Origin of the sequence: Bradyrhizobium sp. cf659 (genome assembly GCF_900113725.1) — a bacterium.
GTDB lineage: Bacteria > Pseudomonadota > Alphaproteobacteria > Rhizobiales > Xanthobacteraceae > Bradyrhizobium.
This window is the reverse complement of record NZ_FOQJ01000001.1, coordinates 1,707,334-1,734,238: the sequence shown is the minus strand read 5'-3', so window position 1 is coordinate 1,734,238 and position 26,905 is coordinate 1,707,334. Positions and strand designations below refer to the sequence as shown.

Below are 26,905 nucleotides of genomic sequence, written 5' to 3'. Positions count from 1 at the left end.
CATGGCGAAATACGGAAGGGATGCCCACGCGATTGCCGCGCTGGTGCGCGAGGCCGAGGTTCATCGCGATGTCTATGTCGACCCCGAGATCTTCGAGCTCGAGATGGAGCATCTGTTCCCGAACAGCTGGGTCTATGTCGGGCATGCCAGCCAGTTGGCGAAGCCCGGCGATTTCATCACCGCCACGATCGGCCGACAGCCGGTGCTGGCGAGCCGCCATACCGACGGCTCCATCCACGTGTTCTACAATCGCTGTCCGCACAAGGGCGTGAAGATCGCCTCCGAACCCTGCGGCAACACCGGAAAGTTCTTCCGCTGCCCGTATCACGCCTGGTCCTTCAAGACCGACGGCTCGCTGCTCGCGATCCCGCTGAAGAAGGGCTATGAAGGCACCGGCTTCGGCGACACCCAGGCGAATGAGGGGCTGTCCAGGGTCAAGAACGTCGTCATCCATCGCGATTTCATCTTCGCACGGCTGAGCGAGAGCGGCGTGTCCTTCGAGGACTATTTCGGCGAGAGCCTTTCGACCATCGACAACATGGTCGACCGCTCCCCGGAAGGGAAGCTCGCCGTCATGGCAACGCCGATCCGCTATATGCACACCTGCAACTGGAAGATGCTGGTCGAGAACCAGACCGACACCTGCCATCCGATGGTGGCGCATGAGAGCTCGGCCGGCACCGCGGTGAAGGTCTGGAAGCGCGAGCAGGGCGATTCCACGGAAACGCCGATGGCGGTGCAGCTCTACGGTCCCTTCATGAGCCCGTACGAGTTCTACGAGCAGAGCGGCATCAGGATCTGGCCGAACGGCCACGGCCATACCGGCGTCGCCAACTCCATCCATTCGAACTACTCGGATATCCCGGGCTATCTCGACCAGATGGTCGCGGCCTATGGCGAGAAGCGGGCGCACGAGATCCTCGGCGAGGTCAGGCACAACACCGTCTATTTCCCCAACATCATGGTCAAGGGCGCCGTCCAGATCCTGCGCAACTTCATCCCGATCGCGGTCGACAGGACGCTGGTCGAGAGCTGGGTCTATCGCCTGGTCGGCGCGCCGGACAAGCTCTACGAGCGGGCGCTGATGTACAACCGCTTCATCAACGCGCCGACCTCGATCGTCGGACACGACGACCTCGAAATGTATGAGCGGGCGCAGGAAGGCCTGAAATCGAACGGCAATCAATGGGTCAATCTGCGGCGGCTCTATGAGCGCCATGAAGAGCAGGACGTCACGGCCGTGATCAACGGCACCTCCGAGCGCCAGATGCGCAACCAGTTCCACGCCTGGGCGAAATTCATGACCATGGACATGGACAAGCACGTCGAGGCCGCCGAATGATCACCGAGAAGGCCATCACGGACTTCATCTATCGCGAGGCCGATCTGCTCGATACGATGCAGTGGCAGGCCTGGCTCGATCTGTTTCACCCCGAAGGACGCTACTGGATGCCGCTGGAATGGCAGCAGCAGGATCCGGTGCTCCAGCCGTCCTTGATGTACGAGGACCTGCTGCTCCTGAAGGTGCGGGTCGAGCGGCTTGCCGGCGAGCGGACCTTCAGCCAGAAGCCGAAGAGCCGTTGCCACCATCTGCTGCAGGCGCCGCAGATCGTGGCGTGCGACACGGCTGCCGGCGTGTTCAAGGCGCGGACGTCCTACATCTATACCGAGACGCGCGGTGACATGCTGGAGCGCTATTCGGGATGGGCCTCGCACGATCTCGTTGAGGTCGGCGATGCCCTGAAGATCAAGCTCAAGCGCGTCGATCTCGTCAATTTCGACGCGCCGTTCGGCAACATCCAGCTCTTCATGTGAGACGAATTTGACCGCAGCGACCACAGTCTACGCCCGCTTTCGCGAGACCGCCCTTCGCCGCGGCGAGGCGGGCTTCCTCAACGTGCTGCCGGAGACGGCCGGCATCTACGGTATCGCGGCGGGCGAAATCACCTATCGCGCCATGCTCGATCGGGTCGAGCGCTGGCGCGCTGCGTTTGCGAGCTGCGGCTATGGCGAGGGCCACCGGGTCGGGCTGCTGCTTCAGAACAGGCCGGTGTTCGTCGAGCTGTGGTTCGCGCTCAACGCACTCGGCGTCTCCGTGGTGCCGATCAATCCGGATTTGCGGCTGAGCGAGCTCGAATACATCATCGCGCATTCCGAGATGAACGCTGCTTTCGTCCTTGCCGAGCGGCGCGACGAGGTGGAGACGGCGGCGCGCCAGGCCGGCCGGCCGATCGCCGTCGTGACCGGCGAGGACGACGTGCCCGCGCCATTCGATGGCGTGCGGCCGGCGAGCACAAGTGACGGCTCGACCGAATGCGCGCTGCTCTATACGTCGGGGACGACGGGGCAGCCCAAGGGCTGCGTGCTCACCAACACCTATTTCCTGCATTCCGGCAACTGGTATCGCGACGTCGGCGGGCTGATCGCTCTCAAGCCGGATGGCGAGCGCATGATCACGCCGCTGCCGCTGTTCCACATGAACGCGATGGCGGTGTCGCTGATGGCGATGCTGTCGGTCGGCGGCAGCCTGACGATGCTCGATCGCTTCCATCCGCGCAGCTGGTGGGCTTCCGTGCGCGACAGCCGCGCCACCTGCCTGCACTATCTCGGCGTCATGCCCTCGATGCTGATGAGCGCGCCGCCGTCCGAGCAGGACCGCGCCCACACCGTTCGCTTCGGCTTCGGCGCCGGCGTCGACAAGCTCCTGCACGCGCCGTTCGAGCAACGCTTCGGCTTTCCGCTGCTGGAGGCCTGGGCGATGACCGAAACGGGAAGCGGCGGCGTCATCGCCGCCAATGTCGAGCCGCGCAAGATCGGCACCAGCTGCTTCGGACGGCCCGCACCCGAGGTCGACGTTCGCATCGTCGACGACAGCGGCAATGACGCCCCAAGCGGAACGCCGGGCGAGCTCCTGGTGCGGCGGGCGGGCGCCGACCCGCGCTACGGCTTTTTCCGCGAGTATCTGAAGAACCCGCAGGCGACCGCCGAGGCATGGGACGGCGGCTGGCTCCATACCGGCGATATCGTGTCGCGCGATGCGGACGGCGATCTTCATTTCGTCGACCGCAAGAAGAACGTAATCCGCCGTTCCGGCGAGAACATTGCCGCGGTCGAAGTCGAGTCCGTCCTCAACCGCCATCCCGCGATCCGGCAGGCCGCGGTTGCGGCGACGCCCGATCAGGTGCGCGGCGACGAGGTTGCGGCGGTCATCATCACTGAAGAGGCCGGCGCCGGCCGCGCGCTCGCCGAAGACATCGTCCGCTGGAGCCTGGAGCAGATGGCCTATTACAAGGCGCCGGGCTGGATCTGCTTCGTCGACAGCCTGCCGCTGACCGCAACCGAGAAGATCCAGCGCGGCGGGCTGAAGGACTTTGTCGCAAGGCTGATGGGCGATGGCGCGTTCTTCGATCTGCGCGACCTCAAGAAGCGGCAGGTTTGATCATGAGCGAGATCCGCACGACACTCATCACCGGCGGCAATTCGGGGATCGGCGAGGCGCTGGCGAGAAAGCTGGTCGAGCGCGGGCAGTGCGTGGTCTCGGTCGGGCTGGAGAAGCCGGGCTGGACCCATGATCTGCTCGCGGCCTATCGCGCCGATCTGACCAATATCGAGGAGACGCGCGCGATCGCGCAGGAGATCGGCCGGGATCACGCCGTCGATTGCCTCGTGCATAATGCGGGCGTCATCCTGCCGAACCTGCTGCCCGATGCGAAGCCGGAAGACATTCTGATGCTGGCGCAGTTGCACCTCGGCGCGCCGATGCTGCTGACCCAGGCGGCGCTGGAGGGGATGCGGTCGCGCCGCTTCGGGCGCATCGTGTTCGTCAGCTCGCGCGCCGCGATGGGCGCGGCGACGCGCTCGGCCTATTCGGCGACCAAAGCCGGCGTGCACGGCATGGCGCGGACCTGGGCGCTGGAGCTCGCCGCGAGCGGCATCACCGTGAACGTGGTCGCGCCGGGGCCGATCCTGACCGACAATTTCTGGGGCGTCATTCCCAAGGGCTCCGAGCAGCAGGAGCGGATGGCGCGCAACGTCCCGGTCGGGCGGCTCGGCTCGCGCGAGGACGTCGCGCACGCCATCAGTTTCTTCCTCGACGAGCGCTCGGACTTCGTCACCGGCCAGGTGCTCTATGTCTGCGGCGGAACCAGCCTCGTCGGCCTCGGTCCCTGACGCGTCCTAGATCTGGTTCTGGCGGATGTTCTCGACCATCCTGGCCAGCACGCGCGCACAGACCTCGATGTCGTCAGGATCGATGCCTTCGATCAGCTTGTCATAGTTGTTCGCCATGACTGGCCAGATCTTGCGCAGCAGTGCCTCGCCGTCCGGCGTCAAACCCACGACGCGGCGGCGCTGGTCCTCCTCCGCGATCTCGCGCTTGACGAGGCCCGACGATACCATGGACTCGACCATGCGGCTCGCCGTCGACTGCTCGGTCACCGCGAGTACGGCGATCTCGTTGACGGTGAGGGTCTTGTAGATGAACAGGACCGACAGCGTCCGGAACACGACATTGTTGACGCCGTGTTCGCTGAGGTCGCGGTTCTGGTCGAGATTCCAGCGATTGGCGAGCCGGTTGAACAGATACGGGATGTAGGTTTGCAGCTGGTCCCTGGTCCTCGGCGGACCCGACTTCCATCTGCTCTTGGATTCTCTGGCCATTATCTCTTGCGACTTTGCTTCTTGCTGTCGGTGTGAAGTTTTGACGAGAGCGATTTCAGCACGGACAGCGCGGTGTCCAGCTCCTGGGCCGAAACGTTCTCGAGCCGTTTGCCGAGATGCTTCTTGTGGACGTCGGCTGCCTTCCTGAACAGCGCTTCGCCCTTCGGCGTCAGGCGCACGATGAAGGAGCGCCGGTCCTCGCTCGACATTTCCTTGCTGATGAGGTCGTCGGCGAGAAGACGCTGCACGAGGCCCGAGACATTGCCGCCCGTCACCTTCAGGTTTTGCGACAGTTGCCCGAGTGCGAGGCCATCCCTGTAGCGATCGAGCTGGGCCAGCACGTCGAATTTTGCGAGCGACAGGCCGAACTCGGAGTTCAGCATCGAATTCAGCGAGGCGAACAGCTCGCCATGCAGCGACAGCAATTGAAGCCAGAGCCGGGTTTCAATCTGCCCAGGGACGGGAACGATGTTCTCTTTGAGTGCTGCCGGCATCGCATGACCATCGAGTACAAATTGTCTCGTCGATTGGAGGGATTATCGCGGGTCTTTCGCTCCGATTAGCAACCTGAGAATCGTAGTCAAGCCGTCTGATCCTGACGTCCCGTGGGACGAACGGCAATCCAATCCTGCGCCCGCTCCGATGGAATCATGCAAAAGTCTTGATGGTCTGGATCACGCCGTCGAGCTCCTTGCCGGCGCTGTCCTTCAGTGCCGCCTCGCGCAGGCGGCGCGCCCAGTCGGCGGCATCCTCGCGCTGCTCCACCAGCTTGATCGCCGCCAGCGTCTTGTCGAATTTCGACAGCCCCCGGCTGTGGGTATCGGAATAGCCTTTCACGAGCCGGCGGCACTGCAGGATCTCGACACCGAGCTGGTAGTTGGTGCCGACCGCGTCGGTCGCGGCCTTGATCCATCCGTCCCGGTGAGCGGTCTCGATGGCGTGACGCAGCGAGCGGCGGCGCAGGCCGCGCAGGCCGCCCACGACATAAAGCGCCAAGAACCAGGGCAGCGAGTAGGTCCGCACCCGGCGCCCCCGGTTGACGCGGCGATCGAGCCAGCCGAGCAGGCGAGGCTTTCCGCCGAGCCAGCGGCCGAAGCCCGCGGGCAGCACGCCCATCACCTCCTCCATGCGCGGATGCATGAATTCGGTGGTCTGGAGCAGCTGTCCTTCCGACATCTCGAGCTCGCTCTCGATGCGCGCGCGGCGACCGGCGCGCGTCTTGAGGTCGGCGACGCGGATGACGTCGTCATAGGTCATGGCGTTGGCGAGGTATTTTGCCGCGGTTTCCGTGAAGGCATAGGTCCGCGCACCACCGCCGGCGTTCCGGTCGGCCGCGTGCAGCGCTTTGAGAATGTCGAGATACTCGGTGCCATAGGCGACGTCCTGGAAGTCGACCACCTTCTTCAGGCCGGCGCGGGCCATGGTGAGCGCCGGCTCGGGCAGCTCCTGCTTCAGTCTTGCGACGAGCCTGGCGAGATCCGGATCGGGCGTTGCAGGAGAGGGGATACTGCCGGCCTGTTTCGGTTGCGGCGGCGCTGCAACGTCGGCAGCGCCGGTCTTGACCCGGTCGAAGGCGGCCTCAAACGTCTCGACGCTGGCCTTCGCACCTTTGCCACCGGCGCGGATGACGTCGAGATAGGTTTCGCGGCCGAACGGCAGCACATTGGCCGCGGCGAGCGCGCCGAACATCGCAGCCGAGATGACGCTGCCATGCGCGATCGCCAGCGCGTTGAGGTCGAAGATGATCTCGGTCTTGGCGGCAATCCCGATGGCGCCGGTGACGGCGCCGCCGTCGGCGATGCCATTGCCCGGCGCGATCTTCTCGCCGATCGCAAAGGACCGGTGGTTGGAGGCGATCAGCGTGGTGCGGTCCGGCGTCACGAGCCCGCGCAGGATCGACCGGCCGGCCTCCATGAACTCCGCCGCCATCACCACGTCGACGTCGCCGGGCGTCGGCATCAGCGACAGGATCGGCTTGCGGCCGTCGAGCGGCGGCATCGCCTCGATATAGTAGATCGTGGCGCCGGTGCGCTGCGCGACGCCGGGCACCGAGGTCGACTGCGCGACCCAGCCATGGTTCTCGGCAAGCTGCACGATCCAGTCGGTCAGGACGCCGCCGCCCTGGCCGCCCATCGCGACGATCGCGATCGAGATCGGCCGCTCGGTTGCCTCGCCCGCGGCGGGGAGGGCCAGCCGGATCGTCTCGTCCCTCATGCCAGTGCCTCGAGCGCCGGGCGCCGGCGATCACGCCGCCGTTGCAGCCAGCCGATCACGGCCATGGCGACCCCAGATTTGAAAATGTCCCAGCGGGTCGGATTGTGAATGACGTCGGCGCGATAGAACGAGGGGCAGAGCACGGCGGCCTCCGAGACCTCGCCGCAATTGCCGCAGCCGACGCAGGAATTGTCGATCGCCGCGACCGGATCGTCGCGCAAGGGATCGTCGAGCTGCTTCACCGACAGCGACGGGCAGCCGGAGAGGCGGATGCAGGCGTGGTCGCCGGTGCACACATCCTCGTCGACGCCGAAGCGCTCCTTGACGATGCGCACCCCGTCCTTGATCGCCTTGTTCATCTGCGGCTTCACGCGGCGCTGCTTGTTCAGCATGCATTCGGAGGACGCGACGATGACCTTGGGGCCTTCGTCTTTGGTCGTCAGCGCTTCCTTCAGCGTGTCGCGCATCTTGCCGACGTCATAGGTGCGGTCGAGCTGACGCACCCACTGGCCGCCGATGCCCTTCACGGCCTGCACGATCGAATTGTTGGTCTTGCGCCGCTTGTTGGTCGCGCGCGACGACAGGATGTCCTGACCGCCGGTCGCCGAGGTATAGAAATTGTCGACGATGACGAACACGCCGTCATGCTTGTTGAACACGGCGTTGCCGATGCCGCTGGTCAGGCCGTTGTGCCAGAAGCCGCCGTCGCCCATCACCGCGATCGAGCGCTTGTCGGCCTTGACGTTGAAGGCCGAGGTCGAGGCTGGGCCGAGGCCGAAGCCCATGGTGGTCGCGCCGATATTGAAGGGCGGCAGGATCGAGAACAAATGGCAGCCGATGTCGGCCGAGACATGGTGCTGGCCGAGCTCCTCCTCGACCAGCTTCATCGCGGCGAAGATCGGCCGCTCCGGACAGCCGGTGCAAAGCCCGGGCGGACGCGCCGGCACGACCTGCTTGAGCTTCTCGACCGCGGGGTGACTGAGCACGGGCGCCGCGTCCGGCGCCGGCGGCCGGTTGCCGAGCAGCCGCGGCTCGGTCTTCTCCAGGAATTCCCTGACGCCGCCGAGCAGGACCTGCGCGGTGTAATCGCCGCCCATCGGCAGCACGTCCTTGCCATGGACGCGCGCCTGGATGTCCCTGCGGCGCAGCACCGTGTTGATCGCCTGCTCCAGATATTCCGGCTGGCCCTCCTCGACGATCAGCACGGCATCCTTGTCGACGCAGAACTCCGCGACCTCGGTGTCGATCACGGGGTAGGTGACGTTCATGACGTAGAGCGGGACTTGCGTCTTGCCATAGGCATCCGACAGCCCGAGATATTGCAGCGCGCGGATGACGTTGTTGTACATCCCGCCCTGCATGATGATGCCGACCTTGGCGTGCTTCGGCCCCATCCACTCGTTCAACTTGTTGTCCCGGATGAAGCCGACAGCCGCGGGCATCCGCGTCTTGATCTTCTCCTGCTCGTGCTCATAGGCCGCCGGCGGCAGCACGATGCGGTTGACATCCCGCTTGGGATTGTTGAGCGCGTCCTTGATGGTATGCGCCGGCTTGACGTTGTCCTTGCAGGCGAAGCTGCCGTGCATGTGACAGGCGCGGACGCGAACCTCGAGCATCACGGGCGTGTTCGAGAACTCGGAAAGCTCGAACCCCTTCTCGATCAGGTTGACGATGCATTCATGGTCGGGGCGAGGGTCGAGCAGCCACATCTGCGATTTCATCGCGAAGGCATGGGTGCGCTCCTGCATGATGGAGGAGCCTTCGCCATAGTCCTCGCCGACGATGATCATGGTGCCGCCGGTGACGCCGCCCGAGGCCAGATTGGCCAGCGCGTCGGAGGCGACGTTGGTGCCGACGGTCGACTTCCACGCAACCGCGCCGCGCAGCGGATACATCACCGAGGCCGACAGCATCGCCGCCGCGGCCGCCTCGTTGGCGGAGCTCTGGAACACGACGCCGAGATCGTCGAGCACGTCCTTGGCGTCGGCGAGCACATCCATCAGGTGTGAGATCGGCGAGCCCTGGTAGCCGCCGACATAGGCGACGCCGGATTGCAGCAGTGCCTTGGTGATGGCGAGGATACCTTCGCCGCGGAACGTATCGCCGTCGCCGAGCCGGAGATCCTCGACTTCGCGAGCAAAAGACCGTTCAGCCATTGCACCCTCCAGAAATATGCGATAGCATACGTTTACATGTGAAGTAAGTCAACGCCGCGCCATGCTATCACGCTTGCGGATCTTCTCTCCGGCAAGGCGTCATGAGCCAGCGACAGGGTAGGGCCGATGCTGAAGCTGCCTCGCTTTAGAGCTGCCGCCGTCCAGGCCTCACCCGTCTATCTCAACGCCGGCGCGACAGCGGACAAGGCGGCTTCACTGGTCCGTGAAGCGGCAGCGAACGGCGCGAAGCTTGTCGCGTTCCCCGAAGTCTTCGTTCCCGGATATCCTACTTCGCATATGAGGATTGCCGTGCTTCGGTATGTACGTGCCACAAACTCGTCATGCCCGGGCTTGTCCCGGGCATCCACGTTCTTTGTGCCGCGCGAAAGGTCGTGGATGGCCGGGACACAGGCGAGCGAAGCGACGCCGTCCTTTAGACGGCTATGCCCGGCCATGACGGTGTGGAGACGTCCGCCTGCAAACTCATCATGCTCCAGGCGGTGCCACGAGACAGGACTTAGTTAGGGACAGGACTTGGAGGATAGGATGCGCGAAAACATCATCGGCCGGGCCAATGTCGAGGACACCCCCGAGCTCAAGGCCTATTACAAGGATCTCGAAAAGTACGAAGCCGGTGCGCTCTGGACGGTCGCCAACAAGATCGAGCCGTGGCAGCCGCAATCGGCATCCGTTCCCGTGCTCTGGCGCTACAACGATCTGCGCGAGCACGTGCTGCGCTCGGTGGAGCTGGTCTCGCCCGAGAAGGCGGGGCGGCGGGTGATCTATCTCAACAATCCCGGCCGCCGCGACGTCTCGGCCGCGGTCGGCTGGCTCTATTCGGGATTGCAGGTGATGCACCCCGGCGAAGTCGCGACTGCGCACGCGCACTCGGCCTCGGCCCTGCGCTTCATCATGGAGGGGGCGGGCGCCTACACCATCGTCGACGGGCACAAGATGACCTTGGGGGCGCGGGATTTCGTGCTCACGCCGAACGGCACCTGGCACGAGCATGGCGTCGAAGCCAGCGGCTCCGTCTGCATCTGGCAGGATGGCCTGGACATCCCGCTCGTCAATGCGCTGGAGGCGAACTTTTTCGCGGTCCATCCCAAGGTTCAGCAGGAAGACTCCGGCTATCCCGTGGACGACATGACCAAGACCTGGGGCAATCCCGGTCTGCGGCCGGCGGATTCGAAATGGTCGAAGGGCTATTCCCCCATGTTCAAATACGAGTGGGAGCCGACCTACGAGTCCTTGCGAAAGTATGCCGCCGCGACCGACGGCTCACCCTATGACGGCATTCTCATGAACTACGTCAATCCGATCACCGGCGGGCACGTGATGCAGACGATCGGCGCCAGCATGCAGCTGCTGCGGCCGGGCGAGAAGACCAAGTCGCACCGGCACACCGGCAGCTTCATCTACCAGGTCGCCAACGGCCGCGGCTATTCGATCATCGCCGGCAAGCGTTTCGAATGGCAAGAGCGCGACATCTTCTGCGTTCCCTCCTGGGCCTGGCACGAGCACGGCAATGCCTCGGACAGCGAGGACGCCTGCCTGTTCTGCTTCAACGACCTGCCTGTCATCGAAGGTCTCGGCTTCTATCGTGAAGAGGCCTATGGCGACAATGCGGGCCACCAGCCAGTGGCTGCCTGACGTTTCCCTGCAGAATTCAACCGAAAGAGCCGGATAAAGATTCGATGCGCCTTGTTACCTACACCTTGGGCTCCAGCGGTGCCCGCCTCGGGGTCCTCGTTGACGGATTGGTTGTGGACGTCGAGCACCTCGGTGCGTCGCAAGGCTTTGCTTGGCCGAGCGACATGCTGTCGTTCATCGACAACAGCGTGACACTGTTGCCGGCGCTCAGGGAATGCCTGGACAATGCCAATGGACGCTTGCCGGCCGGCTCCGCCGTTCCGGTCGAGGATGTTAAGTTGCAGGCGCCGATCCCGCGTCCGCGAAAGAACATCTTCGGCATCGGGCTGAACTATCGCGCGCATGTGGCCGAATCCGCCAAGAGCCTGGATACCGACAAGGACCTGCCGAAGCAGCCGGTCGTCTTCTCCAAGCCGCCGACCTCGGTGATCGGCCCGGGCGGCGCGATCCAGCACAACGCGAAGATGACGCAGCAGCTCGACTGGGAGGTCGAGCTCGCCGTCATCATCGGCAAGACCGCGACCCGCATCGCGACCGAGAAAGCGATGGAGCACGTCTTCGGCTATTCGGTGATGATCGACATTTCCGCGCGCGACAATCGCCGCGCCGGCCAGTGGATCTTCTCCAAGGGCATGGACACCTATGCACCGTTCGGCCCCTGCATCGTGACCGCGGACGAAATTCCGGATCCGCATGATCTGCGGCTGTGGCTGACCAAGAACGGGGTCATGAAGCAGGACTCCAACACCAAATACATGATCTTCGACATTCCGGTGCTGATATCGGACATTTCGTCGGGCATGACGCTCGAACCGGGCGACATCATCGCGACCGGAACGCCTGAAGGCGTCGGCGCCGGCATGAGCCCGCAGGAATGGCTGTGGCCGGGCGACGTGGTGGAAGCGGGGGTCGACGGCGTCGGTGTCATCAGGCATCCCGTCGTTGCGATCTGATGACGGCGTTTTCGTTCGATCGCGAGCTCAGGTTCGGCGATTGCGATCCCTCGGGGATCGCGTACTTCCCGTCCTACCTGAACATCCTCAACGGCGTCGTCGAAGACTTCTGGGCGACGGTCGGTTTTCCATGGCCGGAATTGATCACGGTCCGGAAGATCGGAACGCCCACGGTGCACCTGACCTGCGATTTTTCCCGGCCGTCGATGTTTGGCGATCGCCTGACGTTCGACTTGCGCATCCGCCGGGTCGGCGGATCGTCTCTCCATCTGGAGCACGTCGTCTCCGGTGCGAATGGCATGCGCTGGCGCGCCCGCCAGGTCCTTGCCGCCACCTCGCTGGTGGGGCACCATGCGATCCCATGGCCTGATGATATCCGCACCGCACTCGTGGCGCATGTGAGCGCGGGCGAGGGCGCTGAGGCAACGCCGGCATGACCTCGCTCTTCCTGACGTTCTCCGATCCGGCAGGCGAGCGGCGGATTCATCCCGACGAGGTTGCCGCCGTGGCGGAGCGGGTCGGATCGATCCCTGACATGACCGAGGCCCTGCTGTTCACGCCGCTGGAGGAGTCGGTCGATCATCCCTACAAGGCCGACGGCTCCGGCCCCGTATTTGCGCTTCAACTGCGCTTTCCCGACCTGCCCGCGTGCGAGGCGGCGATGGACCGCGGCGGAATCCTTGCCAGCCTCGCGACGGGTGCGGGCTTGTCAGGCCTCACCGGACTGGATGTCACGCACCAGGTGATGCTGACGCGCTCCTTTCCCGTGGACGTCGCGGCGCATCCGGAAGGCACCACCGCCCCGTGCAGCTACCTCGTGCACTATCCCGGTCCGGCCGAGGACATGAACGCCTGGAACCTGCACTATCTGGAGCACCATCCATCGATCATGCGAACCTTCCCGGACGTTCGCCAGATCGAGATCTACACCCGCATCGATTGGGTCGACCGGCTGCCGTCGCAGCGGGTCGAGCACATGCAGCGCAACAAGCTGGTGTTCGACAGCCCGCAAGCCCTCGCGCACGCGCTCGGCTCCGACGTGATCAAGCGCATGCGTGCGGACTTCGTAAAATTCCCGCCATTCGCAGGCGGCAACAAGCATTTTCCGATGCTGACGCGGGCCGTGCGGCCCCCGCGAGATCCGAGAGCACGATGAGATCAAGTTGACGTGCCGCGTAGTGAGGCGCGAACCTCGTCGACGGTGCGCTTCGGGTCCTGGAGGTGAGGGTAGTGCCCGATGCCGGGAAGAAGCGCCAACTCGGCGTCGATCCTTGCGGCGAGCTCTATTCCCATCTCCTTCTTGATGTAGAGGTCCTTCTCGCCCCAAACCACCTTCACCGGGGTTTTGAGCCGGGCTAGTTGCGATTCGAAGTGGTCTTGGTCTCGCGTGAAGTGCGAGTAGTAGTGGGAGAACGCGTCTACGGTCGTCATCGCGCCGTGGCTCCATCCGTGGGACATGTCGTCCCTAAACTGCTGCGAAACTTCGAACTGCGCTTCCTTGGGCAAGCCTCTTGTGAAGATGTTTTCCAGGATCTCGTCGCGGTTCATGTTCATGTTGGCGCGGACCTGCTCCATGGCAGGCCCCGCCTTCAGATTTTGCAGCTTCTCGGACATGAACTGCGGCCTGTTGAACGGGGCGAAGTCGCCAACGATGATTGTCCTTGCGATATCGGGTTTTTCCACCGCCAGCAGGAGTGCCGGCAGGGCCCCGATGTCCGTTGCGTAAATCGTGAGGCTCGACGTGTCGATGCCTGCTTTCACGATGTACTGATCCAGAACATGTGCGTAGTCCTTCGGCGCATAGGAGAACCTGTCGACCATTGGCCTCGATGAAAGACCGTAACCCGGCCAATCGAAAGCGTGGACTTCGTAGTCGTCGGCGAGGGCCTCGGCAATGTCCTTCCAGGCGGACAGGGTCTCCGGAAAGCCGTGCAGAAAGAGAACGGTCCCCTTCGGTCTCGGGTTACGCAGAACCACTCTTCTGAGCGTGATGTCTTCGTTGATCTCGAAGAAATCGATTGTTGTGTTGTTGATCCGGTATGACATGATCAGCGTCCTTTCGTCCCGTTATCCAATCAGCGTGCAGGCCAAGTTGATCTGGAGTCTGAAAGAAGCTCGGCAGAGAACTTTCCGGCGCCTCCTGGGGCTTACGTCCCGAGTGCGGCCTGTGGCGTGTTCCGAAAGCTGATCGCCATGCGATTGTAGGCGTTCATCAGGCCAATCGCGATCGTGAGGTCCACGAGTTCTCGCTCGTCGAACACGGCGCGGGCGTCCTGATAGGCTTCATCCGGCACGCCGGTATCCGCGACGCGCGTCACCGTTTCGGCCCACGCAAGGGCGGCGCGTTCACGCTCGTCGAAGAGGGCGCCGGCTTCCTTCCACGCCTGCACCAGTGCGATCTTTTCGATCTTCACTCCCTTCTTGAGCAGGTCCCGGGTGTGCGTATCGAGGCAGTACGCGCAATTGTTAATCTGGGAAATTCGCAGGTAGACCAGCTCGACCAGCGTAGGGGAAAGGCCGCTCTGCATGACGTAGCCACGGACACCGCCCAGCGCTTTCACGCCTGCCGGTGCAATCTGATTGTAGTCGAGACGCTGACTCATGTTTTGTTCCTTGGTGATGAATTCTGCTCGATGGAGATAATTTCGTGCTCTCTTGGTTTGGGCAGAATGTTCAGTTCTATTTGCGCAGCGACCGGAAGCCTGCGCGAACCTCTTCCGTGAAAAGCTGCGGCTGTTCCCAGGCCGCAAAGTGTCCGCCTTTGTCGACCTTGTTGTAGTGGATGAGCTTGTGGTAGGCCCGCTCGGTCCAACTGCGCGGAGCCTGGTAGATTTCGCCGGGAAAGACGCTCACGGCGGTGGGAATCGAGATGTTGACCGCGTTCAGCGCGCTCATTCCCTTGTTTTCCCAGTAGAAGCGGGCCGCCGAGATCGCGGTGTTCGTCAGCCAGTAGAGCGTGATGTCGTCGAGGACGTCGTCGCGGGTCACGGCGCCGGCTGGATGCCCGTTGATGGTGCGTCCGAGCACGGCCGAAGTGATCGCCGCCGCCGGCTGCGCGTCACCATCGCCGTGATCGAGAATCCATGCGGCCAGGCCGACCGGCGAATCCGCCAATCCGTAGAGTGTCTGCGGCCGGGTCGCCATCATGGCGGCGTAGGCAAAATGCTTGGCGCGGAAATCCTTCACCTGGTCGAAGGCGTGTTGCTCGTCGGCCGAGAGACCGGAGGGTGCCTCACCGCTCTGCAGCGCCTTGGTGATCTCCGGCGGAATCGTGCCGGGGAAGTTGGTGTGAATGCCCAGCAGTTCCGGCGGCGCCTGCTCAGCCATCGCATTGGAAATGAGGGCGCCGATGTCGCCGCCCTGCGCGGCAAAGCGTGCGTAGCCAAGGCGCTTCATCAGCGCGACCCAGGCGCGCGCGACGCGGGCAGGGCCCCAGCCGCTGGTGGTTGGCTTGCCCGAAAACCCGTAGCCGGGAACTGACGGGATCACGACATGGAAGGCGTCCGATGCGCTCGCGCCGTACGCCGTGGGATTGGTGAGGGGATCGATGATCTTCAGCTGCTCGATGATCGAGCCTGGCCATCCATGCGTGACGATGAGCGGCAGCGCATCTTCGTGCTTCGAACGAACGTGAATGAAGTGAATGTCCAGCCCGTCGATCTCTGTGATGAACTGCGGCAGGGCGTTCAGCTTTGCCTCGATCTTTCGCCAGTCGTAGTCCGTCGCCCAATAGCGCGCGAGGTCCCGGAGGATCGCAAGCTGCACGCCCTGCGATTCGTCGGCGACTGTTTCCTGCTCCGGCCACCTCGTCGCGTTGATGCGTCTGCGCAGATCGATCAGCGCCTCTTCTGGAACGTTGATCCGGAAGGGGCGGATTTCGTCAGCTGTGGCCGCCGGCGCCGGGTGCGCGGGTAAAAGGCTCGCGGCGGCCGCCGCGGCCATTCCCACCGCGGCGGAACGCAAGAGCTGGCGCCGGTCCGGGTTGATGACTTCAGAAACTGATTGCGCACGCATTGGGACTCTCCCTCACTCTTTCGGTTGGGTGACGTCGCAGCCGCGGCTCAGACCGGGAGCGGCTGGCCGGCCTGCTCACGGGCGATGTAGTCGGCGTACCAGTCCGGCCAGTTCGCATCGTACTGACCGCCGTTCCGCTTCTCGTGCTCGCCGTGTGCCGCGGACGCACGCCGGAGCGCGCTCGCAAGCTCGGTCGAGGAGGTGAATGTCGTGTCTGCTGCCTCGACGCGTCCCGGCAATCGCGTGGTCACCTCCTGGAACAGCCAGCCGTTGCCGTCGGGATCGTGGAACGAAACGTACGAACGATAGCTGCGGTGCGCGGGATCCGCACCGCCGATCCGACGTCGCCCGAACAGATAGGGCTCGTCCGGGCCGGTGTGCACGTCGCCTCCGGCGTGGAAGACCTCGCTGACCTCGACGCCGCGATCGCGCAGATCGTTTCGCGCAGCTTCGATGTCGGAGACGACCAGGTACAGGCCCTGGGCGGAGCCGGGTGCCGCCGCGGTGACGTTCTTGCCGAAAATGACCGAGGAGGGGGAGCCGGGCGGCGTGAACTGGATCACGCGGTAATCATCAGGCCCCGCGAAATCGGCATCGAGCCTCCATCCGAGGTTTGCATAGAACTCCTTGGCACGATCGACGTCGGAAACGGGGATCACGACGACTTCGAGCTTCATGTCGATCGTTGGTGCTCTGGTGGTCTTGTTTGCATTTGTGACTGGCATGGTCCTCTCCTGATTTAGCACGTATACGATATAATCGTGTGCGAGTCATAAAGTGCCGCCAGGCTCTGATGTCAACCCTTTCGATTTAATCGGATGCGATATATATGCATGCGAGACTTCACATGTCCGTGTCTGAAAGGGCGTCCACAATGAGCCTTACGAACGGTCTCAGAGCCGATTCCAGAGATAATTCAATAGACAATCAGAACCAGGAACCGGCCGCGGGCGACCGGAGCCTCGCTGATTTCCTGTGCTTCGCGATCTATTCGGCCAACCTCGCCTACGGGCGGGCCTACCGGCAGGGCCTCGAGGAACTCGGCCTGACCTACCCGCAATGGATCGCCATCGTGGCGCTGTGGGAGCAAGATGACCAGACCGTGAGTGAACTCGGCGACAGGATGTTCCTGGAATCCAACACCCTGACGCCGATACTAAAAAAACTCGAGGCGATGGGCTATTTGCGCCGCCAGCGCGATCCCGCCGACGAGCGGCAGGTGCGCGTCAACCTCACCGACGCCGGCCGACGCCTGCGCGAGAAAGGCATGCACATGAATCTCGTGAAGTCGAGCGGGCTCAAGCAGGATGATTTCGCGCGGCTGCAGAAAAGCGTCGTCACGCTCCGCGACAATTTGATCAAGGCGACGAAGGACGAGTGACAGGCCCTCTCCCTGTGAATCGGTCAGGGATATTGCCTCACCGGCAACGATCATCGGATCGACGGATGCGATCAGCTCGCGGTCGGTGGTGCTCGGACCGGCTGGGACGCGATCGTCGGATGGACGGGCCGTTCAGGTCTTGACGCAGGTCAGGGTTTCGTACCCGGCTCGGTCGCGGCCTTCGAAGCAAGGGCAGACTCGCTGACGAACATTGCAATGCTCGTCCCCCAGACGAGCGCCATGCCGAGCAGCACCCATTTGAAATCCGAATGGATCATGAAGTTGACGGCGGCCATCAACCCAATCGAGAGCCCGCCAGCAACCCCGGCGCCGACCGCAGCCACGGGGCGATGGTCGCGGAAGGACGTCGCGGCCAAGGTGAGCGCGAGCATTCCCGTGGCCGCCACGTAGCCGCCCATGACGCGAAAGACGTAGGTCAGCCATGACATCAGTCTGGGCCCGACCGACTGCAATTCAGCCGGGGTGAGGCTCATGTACCGGATGTCCTCCGGCAACAATGGAGGGCGGAGGAACAGGAAGTAGATGCCGACGCCGACCAACAGGATGCCGGAGACTGCCAGGAGCATCGAGGATAGATGCCAGCGGTCCCGCGTGTCGCGCATCGTTGCCCCCGGATCAGCACGGCGCCCACCCAGCCAACAACCAGGGCGAGCGCGGCGATGATGGCATCATGCCACCGTTTTGCCCGACGGATCAAGTCGATTTCGTAAAATCCGCAGTCGTCGAACGTTAAGCCATTGATATCGCTGTCACCGGCTACTGTGCATGGGGTTGTTTTTCGACTTTTTGTTATGCGGCCTGCAAGAGCCGGTCCTAGTGTCCGCCGAGATAGGCCGTGATCAGCCTGGGATCGTGGATGAGATCCTTGGCGGGGCCGGACTGCACGATCTCGCCGGTCTCGAGGACGTAGCCGTAATCGGCTGTCTCGAGCGCGGCGCGGGCGTTCTGCTCCACCAGCAGGATCGACACGCCGAGATCGCGCAAGGAGGCGATGGTGCGAAAGATCTCGCGCACGATCAGCGGCGCGAGGCCGAGGCTCGGTTCGTCCAGCATGAGCAGCTTCGGCTTGGCCATCAGCGCGCGGCCGAGTGCGAGCATCTGGCGCTCGCCGCCGGAGAGCGTGCCGGCGGCCTGGCGCTGCCGCTCCTTCAGGCGGGGAAAGCGATCATAGACCTCGTCCAGCGTCTTCTGGACGCCCGAGCGGTCGCGCAGGCTGTAGGAGCCGAGCAGGAGATTGTCGGCGACCGACATGTCGGAGAACAGCTCGCGCTTTTCCGGCACGAGGCACAGCCGACGCTCGACGCGGTCCTCGACGGACATCTTCCCGATGTCATTGCCCTGAAACACCATGCGGCCGCGCGATGCGAGCAGGCCGATGGCGGCCATCAGCAGCGTGGTCTTGCCGGCGCCGTTCGGGCCGATGACGGTGACGATCTGCCCTTCTTCGACCGACAGCGAGACGTTGCGGACCGCCTCGACATTGTCGTAGCAGACGGTCACATCCGTCATGGAAAACATCTCGCTCACGCGACGCCTCCAAGATAGGCCTCTTGAACCCGCTCGTCGCTGCGGATCGCTGCGGGAGCGCCTTCGCAGAGCTTGGATCCGAAATCGAGCACCACGATGCGGTCGACCAGCGACATCACGAACTCCATGTCGTGCTCGACGATCAGGATGGTCAGGTGGTCGGCGCGGAGTGAGCGGAGCAGTTCGGCAAGCCTGAGCTTCTCCTGGCGGCGCAGGCCGGCCGCCGGCTCGTCCAGCACCAGCAGCGCCGGGTCCGCGGCGAGCGCACGCGCGATCTCCAGGATGCGCTGATTGCCGAGCGGCAGGTTGCCCGCGAGCTCGAACGGTTTTTCGCCGAGCCCGACGCGCTCGAGCTGCATCAGGGCCTCGTGCCGCGCGCTGGCCTCCTCGCGCTGGTTGAGGCGGAAGGCGCCGGCGAACAGGCCGGTGCGCGTGCGGGCGTAGGTGCCGAGCATGACGTTTTCCAAGAGGCTCATGCGCGGCCGCAGCTTCACATGCTGGAAGGTCCGCGCGATGCCGGCCTTGGCGATGCGGGATTGCGCGTCACGCGTGATCGGACGCCCCGCGAAGACGATCTCGCCCTTGTTGACCCGGAGCGCGCCGGTCAGGCAGTTGAACATCGTGCTCTTGCCGGCGCCGTTCGGGCCGATGACGGCGAGAATTTCGCCGGAGCGCACCTCGAAGCTGACATTGTTGACGGCGACGAGGCCGCCGAACCGGCGCTCGGCGCCATCGACCTTCAAGAGCAGTTCGCCCGGAGTGGGCTGTGCGCGGCGCGGCAGGGGCGGCGCGGGGAGCGGCCGTTCGCGCCTGGCCTTCGGCAGGTAGCGCGCCACGAACGGCACGATGCCCTGCCGCGCCCATTGCAGGAACAGGATGAACAATGCGGAGAAGGCGACGATCTCGAGCTGGCCGGAAGCGCCCTTGGCGATCAGCGGCAGATAGTCCTGCACGCTGTTCTTGAGCAGGGTGACGACCGCGGCACCAACGACGCCGCCGAGAAGGCTGCCGGCGCCGCCGACCATCGACATCATCAGGTATTCGATGCCCATGCCGGCATCGAACGGGCCCGGGCTGATGAAGCGGCTCATATGGGCGTAGAGCCACCCCGAGAGCGAGGCCAGGAAGGCCGCGATCACGAAGGTCACGAGCTTGATCTGGAAGGCGTTGATGCCGAGGCTCTCGACCAGCGTGTTGCCGCCGCGGAGCGCCCGCATGGCACGGCCGAGCCGGGAGTCCAGCAGGTTATATCCGAGCAGGAGGACGGCCGCGACGATGCCCCAGATCAGGAAATAGATCTGCGCGCTCGAGACCAGCGCGAACGATCCGATGCTGATCGGCGGGATCGACGAGATGCCGTTGAAGCGGCCGAGCCCCTCGACATTGCCGAACAGGAAGCCGATCGCAAGGCCCCATGCGACGGTCGAGAGCGAGAGGAAATGGCCCTGAAGCCGCAAGGTGACGACGCCGAGGATGGCCGCGACGCAGCAGGTCAGCGCCACGCCGAACAGGAGGCCGAGCCACGGGGAGTACCCGTTCAGCGCGGAGACCCAGGCGGTCGCATAGGCCGCGATGCCCACGAACGCTGCCTGTCCGAACGATACGATGCCGCCGACGCCGGTGAGGAGCGCGAGGCCGATGGCGACCAGCGAATAGATGCCGATATAGTTCATCAGCGTGATGCTGAACGGATTGAGCACGAAGGGGGCTACCGCCAGACACGCCAGCGCCACCATTGCCACGAGCTGAATTTGGAAGCGCGTCATTCCTCGATCTCCTCCTCGGAATGCAGCGAGGCGAGGGAACGCCAGATCAGGATCGGGATCAGAAGCGAGAACACGATGACGTCCTTCAGCGCGCTGCTCTCGAAGGATGCGAAGCTTTCGAGGATGCCGACGCCGACGGCGCCGATCGCCGCGCCGGGATAGCTGGTCATGCCGCCGACGATGGCGCCGACGAAGGCCTTGAGGCCGATCAGGAAGCCGGAATCGTAGAACACGGTGTTGACAGGCGCGATCAGGATGCCTGACACGCCGGCCATCAGCGAGCCCAGCAGATAGGCGATCGTGCCGGCGCGGGCCGGCCGTATCCCCATCAGGCGGGAGCCGGTCCGGTTCACGGCGGTGGCGCGCAGCGATTTGCCGACCAGCGTGAAGTCGAAGAAAAGATAGAGCAGGCCGCTGAAGACGAGCGCTGCGATCACGATCAGCATGGTCTGGCCCGAGACCAGCACACCGGCGAACTCGGTCGAGAGCGAGGTCAGCGGCTCGGTTCTGACGCCTTCAGGTCCGAAGAAAAGCAGGCCGAGGCCGACCAGCGCGAAATGCAGTGCGACGGAGACCGTCAGGAGCAACAGCACCGTTCCGTCCGCGATGGGGCGGAAGACGATCCGGTCCAGAAGCGGGGCGATCGGCGTGATCAGCATCAGCGCGAGCACGAGCCTGACGGCGAGAGGAGGATCGGCGCGCATCGTCAGCCAGGCGAGGCCAACCACGGCCAGCGGAAGCGCGAGGTAGAACAAGAGCGCGCGCGGCAGCAGCCGAAGCTCGCCGGCGCGCAGGAGCGAGACGATCTCGATCAGGGTTGCGAGGCAGGCCAGGATGACGACCAGCGCCCCCGTGCCCGGAAAGCGCTTCGCATCGAGGGCCGCCAGCGTCAGCGCGGTGAATGCGGCGATGTCGCCAAAGGGAATGAAGATGACCCGTGTCACCGTGAAGATGAGGACGGTCCCGATCGCCACCAGCGCGTAGACTGCGCCGGTGGCGATCCCGTCGATCGCAAGAATGGCTGCGATGTCACTCGTCATTGAGACGCCGTTCCCCCGTTCTGACTGTCTGCCGCCTTCCGACTACGGCGCGTACTTCCAGGCGCCCCCGGTCAGGCGCACCACGACGAGCGCGCGCTCGTCGACGCCGGTCACCGCACCGGGCTTGAAGTTGTAGACGGCATGCACGCCCGGCAGTTCCTTGGTGCTGAGGATCGCGTCCCGCAGCGCCGTGCGGAATTCGGCCGTTCCGGGCTTGGCGGTCTTGAGCGCGCGCTCGGCGGCGTTGGCGAAGATCAGCCAGGCGTCGAACGAGTAGGCGGAGAAGCCGTCGGTGGTCGGGATGTTATGGGTCTTCTGGTAGACGCTGCGGAAGTCGAGCGCGATCTTCTTGGCAAAGTGCTCGTCGGGAAGCTGCTCGGCGACGATCACGGGACCCGCGGAGACCTGGATGCCGTCGGCCGCCTTGCCGCCGACGTTGACGAAATCCGGATTGACCAGCGCCACGGTGCCGTAGGTGTTGCCCTTGAAGCCGCGGTCGGCAAGGCTGAGCAGAGGCAGCGCGCCCTGCGTCCCCGAGCCGCCGTCCAGCACCGCGTCCGGCCGCGCCGCGAGCACCTTCAGGATCTGCGCAGTGACCGAGGTGTCGGTGCGGGCATAGCGCTCGTTGGTCTGGATCTTGATGTCGCCGGCGGCTTCGGCGGCCTTGGCGCCGTTGTAGACGAGGTCGCCCCACGCGTCGGAGAAGCCGATATAGCCGATGTTCTTCATGCCGTCGCGCTTCATGCGGTCGGCGACGATCTTGACGAGGAGGGAAGCCGGCTGCGGCACCGACACCACCCATTGCTCGGGCGATTCCGGCAGCTTGCCGATCGGCGAGACCGCAATCATCGGCACCTTCAGCTCGCTCGCCACCGCCGCCATGGCGATGGTCGAGGGGGCGGTCGCGGTGCCGATCAGCAGGTCCACCTTCTCTTCTTCCACCAGCTTGCGCGCATTGCGGGTCGCGGCCGACGGGTCCGAGCCGTCGTCGAGCTGGATCAGACGAATGGTCTCGCCGTTGATGGTCTTCTTGTATTCATAGGCGGCGTTGATGCCGCGCCCATAGGGGATTCCGATCGACGAGCCGTTGCCGCTGAGCGAGGTGACGAAGCCGATGGTGATATCGGCCCGCGCAGCCGGGGCTGCGAAGGTGCCGGCGACAAGTGCAAGTAGGCTCAGAGTCTTGCGCATTTGCGTTCTCCTCCGTTGATGCTCGATAGGAATGCCTTGATGTTGCCGCGCGGGGAGCCCGAACGGCGGACGAACCGATTGAAAGCATTGCTGCAGCGCCGAATGCCGGGCGCGGCCGAAGAGAGTCTGCTCGGCCGGGCGTCAGCAGCCATGATGTTGCTTGCCGCTCGAACAACGGGCCCATCGGCGAATGCGGGCGGGCGTTTTTTGAAGCGATGAAAGGTCGTTGGCCCTGCCGCGATGCGCGACCGGCGGTGCTGCTGCTGCCGGCTGTTCGAGCACGGCGACTGTCCACACGATCGAGTCTCTCAAAATCGGTGCCCTGCAACATCATTGTCATGGCCACCGGTCCCTGACCGGCGAGGAATTACTTAAAGCCTAAAGTATTATCGGCGGGGCCGTCAACAGGTGTCACGGTGCTGTCAGAAAAAAATGTCGTTGCATACAATTTCGTCAGAGCGCGGCGCTTCTTTGCCATTGGATCGGACGAAACGGACGTGCCCGCCTTGCCGTGACGGGGCCCGTCGGCGGCGTCGCGGCGGGCATTTGACGCGTGAATTAGTTTATGATTGAAATATATTCATCGGCAGCCGACGACCGATCCTCCGATCACCGCTTGAGGAGAAGGACGATGCGCATCTTCTGGCAGAGCTTCGTTGATGCGAGCGTGAACGCGCCCTACATGGCGCGGCTGTCGGAATACCTCAACAACATCGCTGCATCGGGCACGACGGTTCATGTCGAGGGCATTATGCCGCCGGACCGGGAGTTCGGACGGCTTGCGGAATTGCGCTGTGCCGTCCAGGCGATCGACAACGGCATCGCGGCCGAGGAGGGCGGGTTCGACGCCTTCGTGATGGGACACTTCCAGGATCCCGGACTTTACGAACTGCGCTCGGCGCTCGACATTCCCGTGATCGGGACCGGCGAGGCGACGTTGCTGGCGGCCTCGCAGCTCGGCCGGCGGCTTGGCCTTGTGACGCTCGATCCTGTCTTCGAGGTCTGGCACTACGAGCAGGCCGAGCGTTACGGCCTCGGCGGTCGCGTGGTCCACGTGACCGGTCTTGGCTGCAAGCCGGAGGATTTCGCCGATGCGTTCGCCGGCGACCATGCCGCGCAAGCCCGCATGATCGAGGATTTTGTCGCCTGCGCACGTCCGCTGGTCGAGCGCGGCGCCGACGTCGTGATTCCGGCCGGTGTGCTGCCGGGTCTCCTGATCGGCAGGGAGCATGGCCTGAAGGTCGGCCACGCGCCGGTGGTCAACTGCGCAGCCGTGGCCCTGAAGAGTGCCGAGATGTGGGTGCAGCTCCGGAAGCTCAATGGCACCGAGCCCAGCCGCGGGCCGAGCTTCAAGCGGGCCAGCGCCCAGGCGCGCGACGATTTCCGCGCACTGCTTGCCCGCAACACCCGCTAGCCCCGGAGAGCTAGCCTTAGAACAAGCCTTGGAGAACAAGCCATGATGACTCCCGAAAAGATCCTGTACGAGACCGAGGTGACGGCGACCGGAGGTCGGGATGGCAAGGCTGCCAGCACCGACGGTCTCTTGTCGGTGTCGCTGTCCTTGCCGAAATCGATGGGCGGCCCCGGCGGCGAAGGCACCAATCCCGAGCAGCTCTTTGCGGCCGGCTACGCTGCGTGCTTTCTCGGTGCGGTCAAGCTCGTCGCGCGCACCCGCAAGGTTGCGCCATCCGCCGAGCCCTCCGTGACCGCGAAGGTTGCGATGGGGCCGGTCCCCGTCGGATATGCGCTCGCCGTTGAACTGAAGGTCAACCTGCCCGGCGTCGAGAAATCAGTGGCTGAAGAGGTTGTCGCGGGCGCGCATGAGCGTTGCCCCTATTCGAACGCAACCCGTGGCAATATTGACGTGAAGCTGACGGTGGTTTGAGGCGGATGAACGAGGCGGGCGGTCGGTGACCAATTCCTTACGCACACCGTATGATGGCGTCGTGATTGCGGCTCCCGTCACGATTCCCTATGTGCGCTACTCCATCGAAAGTGCGCAGTGGTGGATCGGCCGTGCGCTCAGCGCACTCGTCGCGCAGGCCGGCATCAAGGCCTCCGACATCGACGGCCTGTGCGTCTCCAGCTTCACCATGGGGACTGACAGCGGGATCGGATTGACGCAGCATTTCGGGCTCTGCGTGCGATGGCTGGATACGATCCCGCTCGGCGGCGCCAGCGCCGTCGCCGGATTACGAAAGGCGGCGCGCGCGGTTCAGGCTCATGACGCCGACATCGTGGCGTGCGTGGCGGGTGACACCAATCACGTCGATTCCTTCCGGCTGACGCTCGAGAATTTCTCGCGCTTCAACCAGGATGCCGTCTATCCCTACGGCGCGGGCGGCGCCAATGCGAGCTTCGCGCTGATTGCGCGCAACTATATGCGCACCTTCGGCGTCACGCGGGAGGATGTCGGTCGGATCGCGGTCGCCCAACGGGCCAATGCGCTGCGCAATCCGCATGCATTGATGAAGGCGCCGTTGACGCTCGAACAGTATCTCGCGGCTCGACCGATCTCCGATCCGATCCACCTGTTCGACTGCGTGATGCCCTGCGCCGGCGCGGAAGCGTTCCTCGTCATGCGCGAAGATACCGCGGCATCGCTGGGGCTGCCAGCGGCGCGACTGCTGTCGACGATCGAGCGGCACAATGCCTTCGCCGACGACCCCATGCAGGTGCGCGGCGGCTGGGCGATGGATATCGGCGAGCTCTATGCGATGGCCGGCGTGAAGCCTGACGATCTCGATGTCGTCCAGACCTATGACGACTATCCCGTCATCACGATGATGCAGTTCGAGGACCTCGGCTTCTGCCAGAAGGGGGAGGGGGCCGAGTTCGTGCGCCAGCACGACCTCACCATCGACGGTGACTTTCCACACAACACCTCGGGCGGACAACTCTCGGCCGGGCAGGCCGGCGCGGCCGGCGCCTATCTCGGCCTCGTCGAAGGACTGCGGCAGGTTCTGGGGACTGCGGGCCCCACCCAGGTCAGGAATGCGAGCCTCGCCTTGGCCGCGGGGTTCGGTATGATCAACTACGACCGCGGTCTCGCCTCCGGCGCCGCGATCTTTGCAGGGCCGTCGCGATGATTGAGCCGATCAAGCCGCCCCGGCGCAAGAACCCGCTGCTGCGGACGCGGCTGCCTGCGTCGCCACCGCGACCGCGCAGCAGGACGTCGCATGGGTTCACGCGGGCAGCCGCCGAAGGCCGCTTCATGCTGCAACGCTGCGAGGCTTGCGGCGCCTTTGCTTATCCGGCGCGGGAGGCATGTCCGTCATGCCTGTCGTCCGGCCTCGCCTTCGTCGACGCGCCGCGCCGGGGCATGCTTCTTTCCGAGACCACGGCGCGCGTGCCCAGCGACGTCTATTTCCGCGAACGGGCGCCCTGGCGCATCGGCCTCGTCAAGATGGACTGCGGTCCGACGATCGTGGCGCATCTCCATGCCGACTGCGTGGAGGGTGCACCGGTTCGCATGTCGCTTCAGCTCGACAAGAGCGGTCAGGCGGTGGCCTTTGCCCATCCCGAGGGGGAGACTCCCAACATGGCAGACGACAAGCAGTGGCGGGAAATGACGGCCGATCCGAAATTCCGGCGCGTGCTCGTGACCAACGGCCGCAGCGTGATCGGCCAGGAAGCCGTCGCCGCCTTGAAGGCCGCGGGCGCCAAGACGGTCTTCGTCGGCGTTGCCGAGCCGTGGCGGCCTTTCGCCGGCGAGAAGCTGCTGCGCGGCCAGGACGGGATCGAGATCGTGACCCTTGACGCGGCCGACGAAAAATCCGCGGCCGATCTTGCAGCCGACATCGGCGGCAAGGTCGATATCCTCGTCAACACGACGGAATATGTGCGGCCGGGCGGCCTGCTTGACCGCAGGGGCACGAGCATCGCACGGGACGAGGTCGACCAGGCCTATCTCGGCTTCATCAACCTCGCGCAGGCCTTTGGCCCCGCCATGCGGATGCGGGGTGCCGATGGCATCAACAACAGTGCGGCTTGGGTCAACATTCTGTCGGTCTATGCGCTGGCGAACTGGCCTGCCTTTGGCGCCTACTCGGCCTCGCAAGCGGCGTGCCTGTCGCTCTCGCACTGTCTTCGTGCCGAGCTCAGGCCCGGCGGGGTCAGGGTGATGAATCTGTTCACCGGGCCCGTCGACACCGAATGGTTCCAGACCGTGCCGCCGCCGAAGGTCGCGCCGCGCGCCATCGCGCAGGCGATCGTGTCGGGGCTCAAAGGCGGGCTCGAGGAGATGTATGTCGGAGACGTCGCCGAAGAGATCCGGCAGCGGCTGGCGGCCAATCCGAAAGCGCTCGAGCGAGAGCTCGACAGGTGACAT

Annotated in this window: 27 protein-coding genes; 14 read left to right on the top strand and 13 right to left on the bottom strand. The window is 64.4% G+C overall.

Features of this window, described 5'->3' with window-relative positions; translation table 11 throughout:
* The first annotated feature begins 1 nt into the window (after position 1).
* The 4 genes from BM118_RS08405 to BM118_RS08390 are packed head-to-tail and all read left to right on the top strand — an operon-like array spanning position 2 to position 4,170.
* Positions 2-1,342 carry a Rieske 2Fe-2S domain-containing protein gene (locus tag BM118_RS08405; protein WP_177234102.1) on the top strand — a complete coding sequence of 447 codons (1,341 nt, stop codon included), beginning with the start codon at positions 2-4 and terminating at the stop codon, positions 1,340-1,342.
* Complete coding sequence (locus BM118_RS08400) at positions 1,339-1,815, top strand: aromatic-ring-hydroxylating dioxygenase subunit beta (protein WP_092183920.1); 477 nt, start codon at positions 1,339-1,341, stop codon at positions 1,813-1,815. The genes BM118_RS08405 and BM118_RS08400 overlap by 4 nt, the downstream gene beginning before the upstream one ends.
* A 7-nt stretch (positions 1,816-1,822) precedes the next feature.
* Positions 1,823-3,439, top strand: coding sequence for an ATP-dependent acyl-CoA ligase (locus BM118_RS08395; RefSeq protein ID WP_177234101.1), 1,617 nt, complete (start codon positions 1,823-1,825; stop codon positions 3,437-3,439).
* Positions 3,440-3,441: 2 nt separating this feature from the next.
* Positions 3,442-4,170, top strand: coding sequence for an SDR family NAD(P)-dependent oxidoreductase (locus tag BM118_RS08390; RefSeq protein ID WP_092183918.1), 729 nt, complete (start codon positions 3,442-3,444; stop codon positions 4,168-4,170).
* Positions 4,171-4,176: 6 nt separating this feature from the next.
* Here the strand turns inward: BM118_RS08390 and BM118_RS08385 are convergent, their stop codons facing one another.
* The 4 genes from BM118_RS08385 to BM118_RS08370 form a co-directional block, all read right to left on the bottom strand.
* On the bottom strand, positions 4,177-4,659 hold the full coding sequence (locus BM118_RS08385; RefSeq protein WP_092183915.1) for a MarR family winged helix-turn-helix transcriptional regulator: 483 nt from the start codon (positions 4,657-4,659) through the stop codon (positions 4,177-4,179).
* Positions 4,659-5,153 (bottom strand): MarR family winged helix-turn-helix transcriptional regulator, encoded by a 495-nt coding sequence (locus BM118_RS08380; RefSeq protein WP_092183913.1) that lies wholly within the window; start codon positions 5,151-5,153, stop codon positions 4,659-4,661. Before BM118_RS08380 ends, BM118_RS08385 begins: the two co-directional genes overlap by 1 nt.
* Positions 5,154-5,307: 154 nt before the next feature.
* Complete coding sequence (locus BM118_RS08375) at positions 5,308-6,873, bottom strand: indolepyruvate oxidoreductase subunit beta family protein (RefSeq protein WP_092183911.1); 1,566 nt, start codon at positions 6,871-6,873, stop codon at positions 5,308-5,310.
* A complete protein-coding gene (locus tag BM118_RS08370) occupies positions 6,870-9,029 on the bottom strand; it encodes a thiamine pyrophosphate-dependent enzyme (RefSeq protein ID WP_092183909.1) in 2,160 nt (719 codons plus the stop codon). The genes BM118_RS08375 and BM118_RS08370 overlap by 4 nt, the downstream gene beginning before the upstream one ends.
* Positions 9,030-9,155: 126 nt before the next feature.
* On the opposite strand from BM118_RS08370, the gene BM118_RS42245 reads away from it, so the two are divergent.
* From BM118_RS42245 to BM118_RS08345, 5 genes are read left to right on the top strand one after another with little or no spacing between them, the layout of a single operon-like run.
* Complete coding sequence (locus BM118_RS42245) at positions 9,156-9,554, top strand: nitrilase-related carbon-nitrogen hydrolase (protein WP_244550096.1); 399 nt, start codon at positions 9,156-9,158, stop codon at positions 9,552-9,554.
* A 21-nt stretch (positions 9,555-9,575) separates the two neighbouring features.
* On the top strand, positions 9,576-10,682 hold the full coding sequence (locus tag BM118_RS08360; protein WP_092183907.1) for a cupin domain-containing protein: 1,107 nt from the start codon (positions 9,576-9,578) through the stop codon (positions 10,680-10,682).
* 44 nt (positions 10,683-10,726) lie between these two features.
* Positions 10,727-11,635: a fumarylacetoacetate hydrolase family protein gene (locus BM118_RS08355; RefSeq protein WP_092183905.1), complete on the top strand. Its 909-nt coding sequence runs from the start codon at positions 10,727-10,729 to the stop codon at positions 11,633-11,635.
* Positions 11,635-12,072 (top strand): acyl-CoA thioesterase, encoded by a 438-nt coding sequence (locus BM118_RS08350; protein ID WP_092183902.1) that lies wholly within the window; start codon positions 11,635-11,637, stop codon positions 12,070-12,072. The genes BM118_RS08355 and BM118_RS08350 overlap by 1 nt, the downstream gene beginning before the upstream one ends.
* Complete coding sequence (locus BM118_RS08345; RefSeq protein WP_092183900.1) at positions 12,069-12,791, top strand: hypothetical protein; 723 nt, start codon at positions 12,069-12,071, stop codon at positions 12,789-12,791. The genes BM118_RS08350 and BM118_RS08345 overlap by 4 nt, the downstream gene beginning before the upstream one ends.
* Before the next feature lie 2 nt (positions 12,792-12,793).
* On the opposite strand, the gene BM118_RS08340 is transcribed toward BM118_RS08345, so the two are convergent.
* From BM118_RS08340 to BM118_RS08325, 4 genes are all read right to left on the bottom strand, one after another.
* Positions 12,794-13,681: an alpha/beta fold hydrolase gene (locus tag BM118_RS08340; RefSeq protein ID WP_092183898.1), complete on the bottom strand. Its 888-nt coding sequence runs from the start codon at positions 13,679-13,681 to the stop codon at positions 12,794-12,796.
* A 101-nt stretch (positions 13,682-13,782) separates the two neighbouring features.
* Positions 13,783-14,238, bottom strand: coding sequence for a carboxymuconolactone decarboxylase family protein (locus tag BM118_RS08335; RefSeq protein ID WP_011086201.1), 456 nt, complete (start codon positions 14,236-14,238; stop codon positions 13,783-13,785).
* A 76-nt stretch (positions 14,239-14,314) separates the two neighbouring features.
* Positions 14,315-15,649: an epoxide hydrolase family protein gene (locus BM118_RS08330; RefSeq protein WP_092183896.1), complete on the bottom strand. Its 1,335-nt coding sequence runs from the start codon at positions 15,647-15,649 to the stop codon at positions 14,315-14,317.
* 47 nt (positions 15,650-15,696) lie between these two features.
* Positions 15,697-16,374, bottom strand: coding sequence for a VOC family protein (locus BM118_RS08325; protein ID WP_092183894.1), 678 nt, complete (start codon positions 16,372-16,374; stop codon positions 15,697-15,699).
* A 149-nt stretch (positions 16,375-16,523) separates the two neighbouring features.
* Between BM118_RS08325 and BM118_RS08320 the strand changes: the two genes are divergently transcribed.
* On the top strand, positions 16,524-17,030 hold the full coding sequence (locus tag BM118_RS08320) for a MarR family winged helix-turn-helix transcriptional regulator (RefSeq protein ID WP_244550095.1): 507 nt from the start codon (positions 16,524-16,526) through the stop codon (positions 17,028-17,030).
* Positions 17,031-17,179: 149 nt separating this feature from the next.
* Here BM118_RS08320 and BM118_RS08315 read toward each other — a convergent pair whose 3' ends face one another.
* From BM118_RS08315 to BM118_RS08295, 5 genes are all read right to left on the bottom strand, one after another.
* A complete protein-coding gene (locus tag BM118_RS08315) occupies positions 17,180-17,653 on the bottom strand; it encodes a hypothetical protein (RefSeq protein ID WP_177234100.1) in 474 nt (157 codons plus the stop codon).
* A 211-nt stretch (positions 17,654-17,864) separates the two neighbouring features.
* Positions 17,865-18,578, bottom strand: coding sequence for an ABC transporter ATP-binding protein (locus BM118_RS08310; protein WP_092183890.1), 714 nt, complete (start codon positions 18,576-18,578; stop codon positions 17,865-17,867).
* Positions 18,575-20,344, bottom strand: a complete 1,770-nt coding sequence (locus BM118_RS08305) for a branched-chain amino acid ABC transporter ATP-binding protein/permease (RefSeq protein WP_092183887.1) — start codon at positions 20,342-20,344, stop codon at positions 18,575-18,577. The genes BM118_RS08310 and BM118_RS08305 overlap by 4 nt, the downstream gene beginning before the upstream one ends.
* A complete protein-coding gene (locus BM118_RS08300; RefSeq protein WP_092183884.1) occupies positions 20,341-21,384 on the bottom strand; it encodes a branched-chain amino acid ABC transporter permease in 1,044 nt (347 codons plus the stop codon). Before BM118_RS08300 ends, BM118_RS08305 begins: the two co-directional genes overlap by 4 nt.
* Positions 21,385-21,426: 42 nt before the next feature.
* A complete protein-coding gene (locus tag BM118_RS08295) occupies positions 21,427-22,575 on the bottom strand; it encodes an ABC transporter substrate-binding protein (protein ID WP_092183882.1) in 1,149 nt (382 codons plus the stop codon).
* 631 nt (positions 22,576-23,206) lie between these two features.
* Between BM118_RS08295 and BM118_RS08290 the strand changes: the two genes are divergently transcribed.
* From BM118_RS08290 to BM118_RS08275, 4 genes are read left to right on the top strand one after another with little or no spacing between them, the layout of a single operon-like run.
* On the top strand, positions 23,207-23,989 hold the full coding sequence (locus tag BM118_RS08290; protein ID WP_177234099.1) for an aspartate/glutamate racemase family protein: 783 nt from the start codon (positions 23,207-23,209) through the stop codon (positions 23,987-23,989).
* A gap of 42 nt (positions 23,990-24,031) precedes the next feature.
* Positions 24,032-24,460 carry an organic hydroperoxide resistance protein gene (locus BM118_RS08285; RefSeq protein ID WP_092183878.1) on the top strand — a complete coding sequence of 143 codons (429 nt, stop codon included), beginning with the start codon at positions 24,032-24,034 and terminating at the stop codon, positions 24,458-24,460.
* Positions 24,461-24,485: 25 nt separating this feature from the next.
* Entirely contained in the window at positions 24,486-25,664 is a 1,179-nt protein-coding gene (locus BM118_RS08280) for a thiolase family protein (RefSeq protein WP_092183876.1), read from the top strand.
* The gene (locus tag BM118_RS08275) at positions 25,661-26,902 is read left to right on the top strand and encodes an SDR family NAD(P)-dependent oxidoreductase (protein WP_092183873.1); all 1,242 of its coding nucleotides are present in this window, start codon (positions 25,661-25,663) and stop codon (positions 26,900-26,902) included. The genes BM118_RS08280 and BM118_RS08275 overlap by 4 nt, the downstream gene beginning before the upstream one ends.
* Positions 26,903-26,905: the final 3 nt, after the last annotated feature.

Excerpts from the sequence above, each read along its gene's own strand:
- BM118_RS08325 (WP_092183894.1), bottom strand. The coding sequence starts at position 16,374 with ATGCCAGTCACAAATGCAAACAAGACCACCAGAGCACCAACGATCGAC.
- BM118_RS08380 (WP_092183913.1), bottom strand. The coding sequence starts at position 5,153 with ATGCCGGCAGCACTCAAAGAGAACATCGTTCCCGTCCCTGGGCAGATT.
- BM118_RS08385 (WP_092183915.1), bottom strand. The coding sequence starts at position 4,659 with ATGGCCAGAGAATCCAAGAGCAGATGGAAGTCGGGTCCGCCGAGGACC.
- BM118_RS08370 (WP_092183909.1), bottom strand. The coding sequence starts at position 9,029 with ATGGCTGAACGGTCTTTTGCTCGCGAAGTCGAGGATCTCCGGCTCGGC.
- BM118_RS08375 (WP_092183911.1), bottom strand. The coding sequence starts at position 6,873 with ATGAGGGACGAGACGATCCGGCTGGCCCTCCCCGCCGCGGGCGAGGCA.
- BM118_RS08390 (WP_092183918.1), top strand. The coding sequence starts at position 3,442 with ATGAGCGAGATCCGCACGACACTCATCACCGGCGGCAATTCGGGGATC.
- BM118_RS08275 (WP_092183873.1), top strand. The coding sequence starts at position 25,661 with ATGATTGAGCCGATCAAGCCGCCCCGGCGCAAGAACCCGCTGCTGCGG.
- BM118_RS08320 (WP_244550095.1), top strand. The coding sequence starts at position 16,524 with ATGAGCCTTACGAACGGTCTCAGAGCCGATTCCAGAGATAATTCAATA.
- BM118_RS08355 (WP_092183905.1), top strand. The coding sequence starts at position 10,727 with ATGCGCCTTGTTACCTACACCTTGGGCTCCAGCGGTGCCCGCCTCGGG.
- BM118_RS08400 (WP_092183920.1), top strand. The coding sequence starts at position 1,339 with ATGATCACCGAGAAGGCCATCACGGACTTCATCTATCGCGAGGCCGAT.
- BM118_RS08290 (WP_177234099.1), top strand. The coding sequence starts at position 23,207 with ATGCGCATCTTCTGGCAGAGCTTCGTTGATGCGAGCGTGAACGCGCCC.
- BM118_RS42245 (WP_244550096.1), top strand. The coding sequence starts at position 9,156 with ATGCTGAAGCTGCCTCGCTTTAGAGCTGCCGCCGTCCAGGCCTCACCC.
- BM118_RS08335 (WP_011086201.1), bottom strand. The coding sequence starts at position 14,238 with ATGAGTCAGCGTCTCGACTACAATCAGATTGCACCGGCAGGCGTGAAA.
- BM118_RS08330 (WP_092183896.1), bottom strand. The coding sequence starts at position 15,649 with ATGCGTGCGCAATCAGTTTCTGAAGTCATCAACCCGGACCGGCGCCAG.
- BM118_RS08295 (WP_092183882.1), bottom strand. The coding sequence starts at position 22,575 with ATGCGCAAGACTCTGAGCCTACTTGCACTTGTCGCCGGCACCTTCGCA.
- BM118_RS08345 (WP_092183900.1), top strand. The coding sequence starts at position 12,069 with ATGACCTCGCTCTTCCTGACGTTCTCCGATCCGGCAGGCGAGCGGCGG.
- BM118_RS08405 (WP_177234102.1), top strand. The coding sequence starts at position 2 with ATGGCGAAATACGGAAGGGATGCCCACGCGATTGCCGCGCTGGTGCGC.
- BM118_RS08315 (WP_177234100.1), bottom strand. The coding sequence starts at position 17,653 with ATGCGCGACACGCGGGACCGCTGGCATCTATCCTCGATGCTCCTGGCA.
- BM118_RS08360 (WP_092183907.1), top strand. The coding sequence starts at position 9,576 with ATGCGCGAAAACATCATCGGCCGGGCCAATGTCGAGGACACCCCCGAG.
- BM118_RS08305 (WP_092183887.1), bottom strand. The coding sequence starts at position 20,344 with ATGACGCGCTTCCAAATTCAGCTCGTGGCAATGGTGGCGCTGGCGTGT.
- BM118_RS08285 (WP_092183878.1), top strand. The coding sequence starts at position 24,032 with ATGATGACTCCCGAAAAGATCCTGTACGAGACCGAGGTGACGGCGACC.
- BM118_RS08350 (WP_092183902.1), top strand. The coding sequence starts at position 11,635 with ATGACGGCGTTTTCGTTCGATCGCGAGCTCAGGTTCGGCGATTGCGAT.
- BM118_RS08340 (WP_092183898.1), bottom strand. The coding sequence starts at position 13,681 with ATGTCATACCGGATCAACAACACAACAATCGATTTCTTCGAGATCAAC.
- BM118_RS08300 (WP_092183884.1), bottom strand. The coding sequence starts at position 21,384 with ATGACGAGTGACATCGCAGCCATTCTTGCGATCGACGGGATCGCCACC.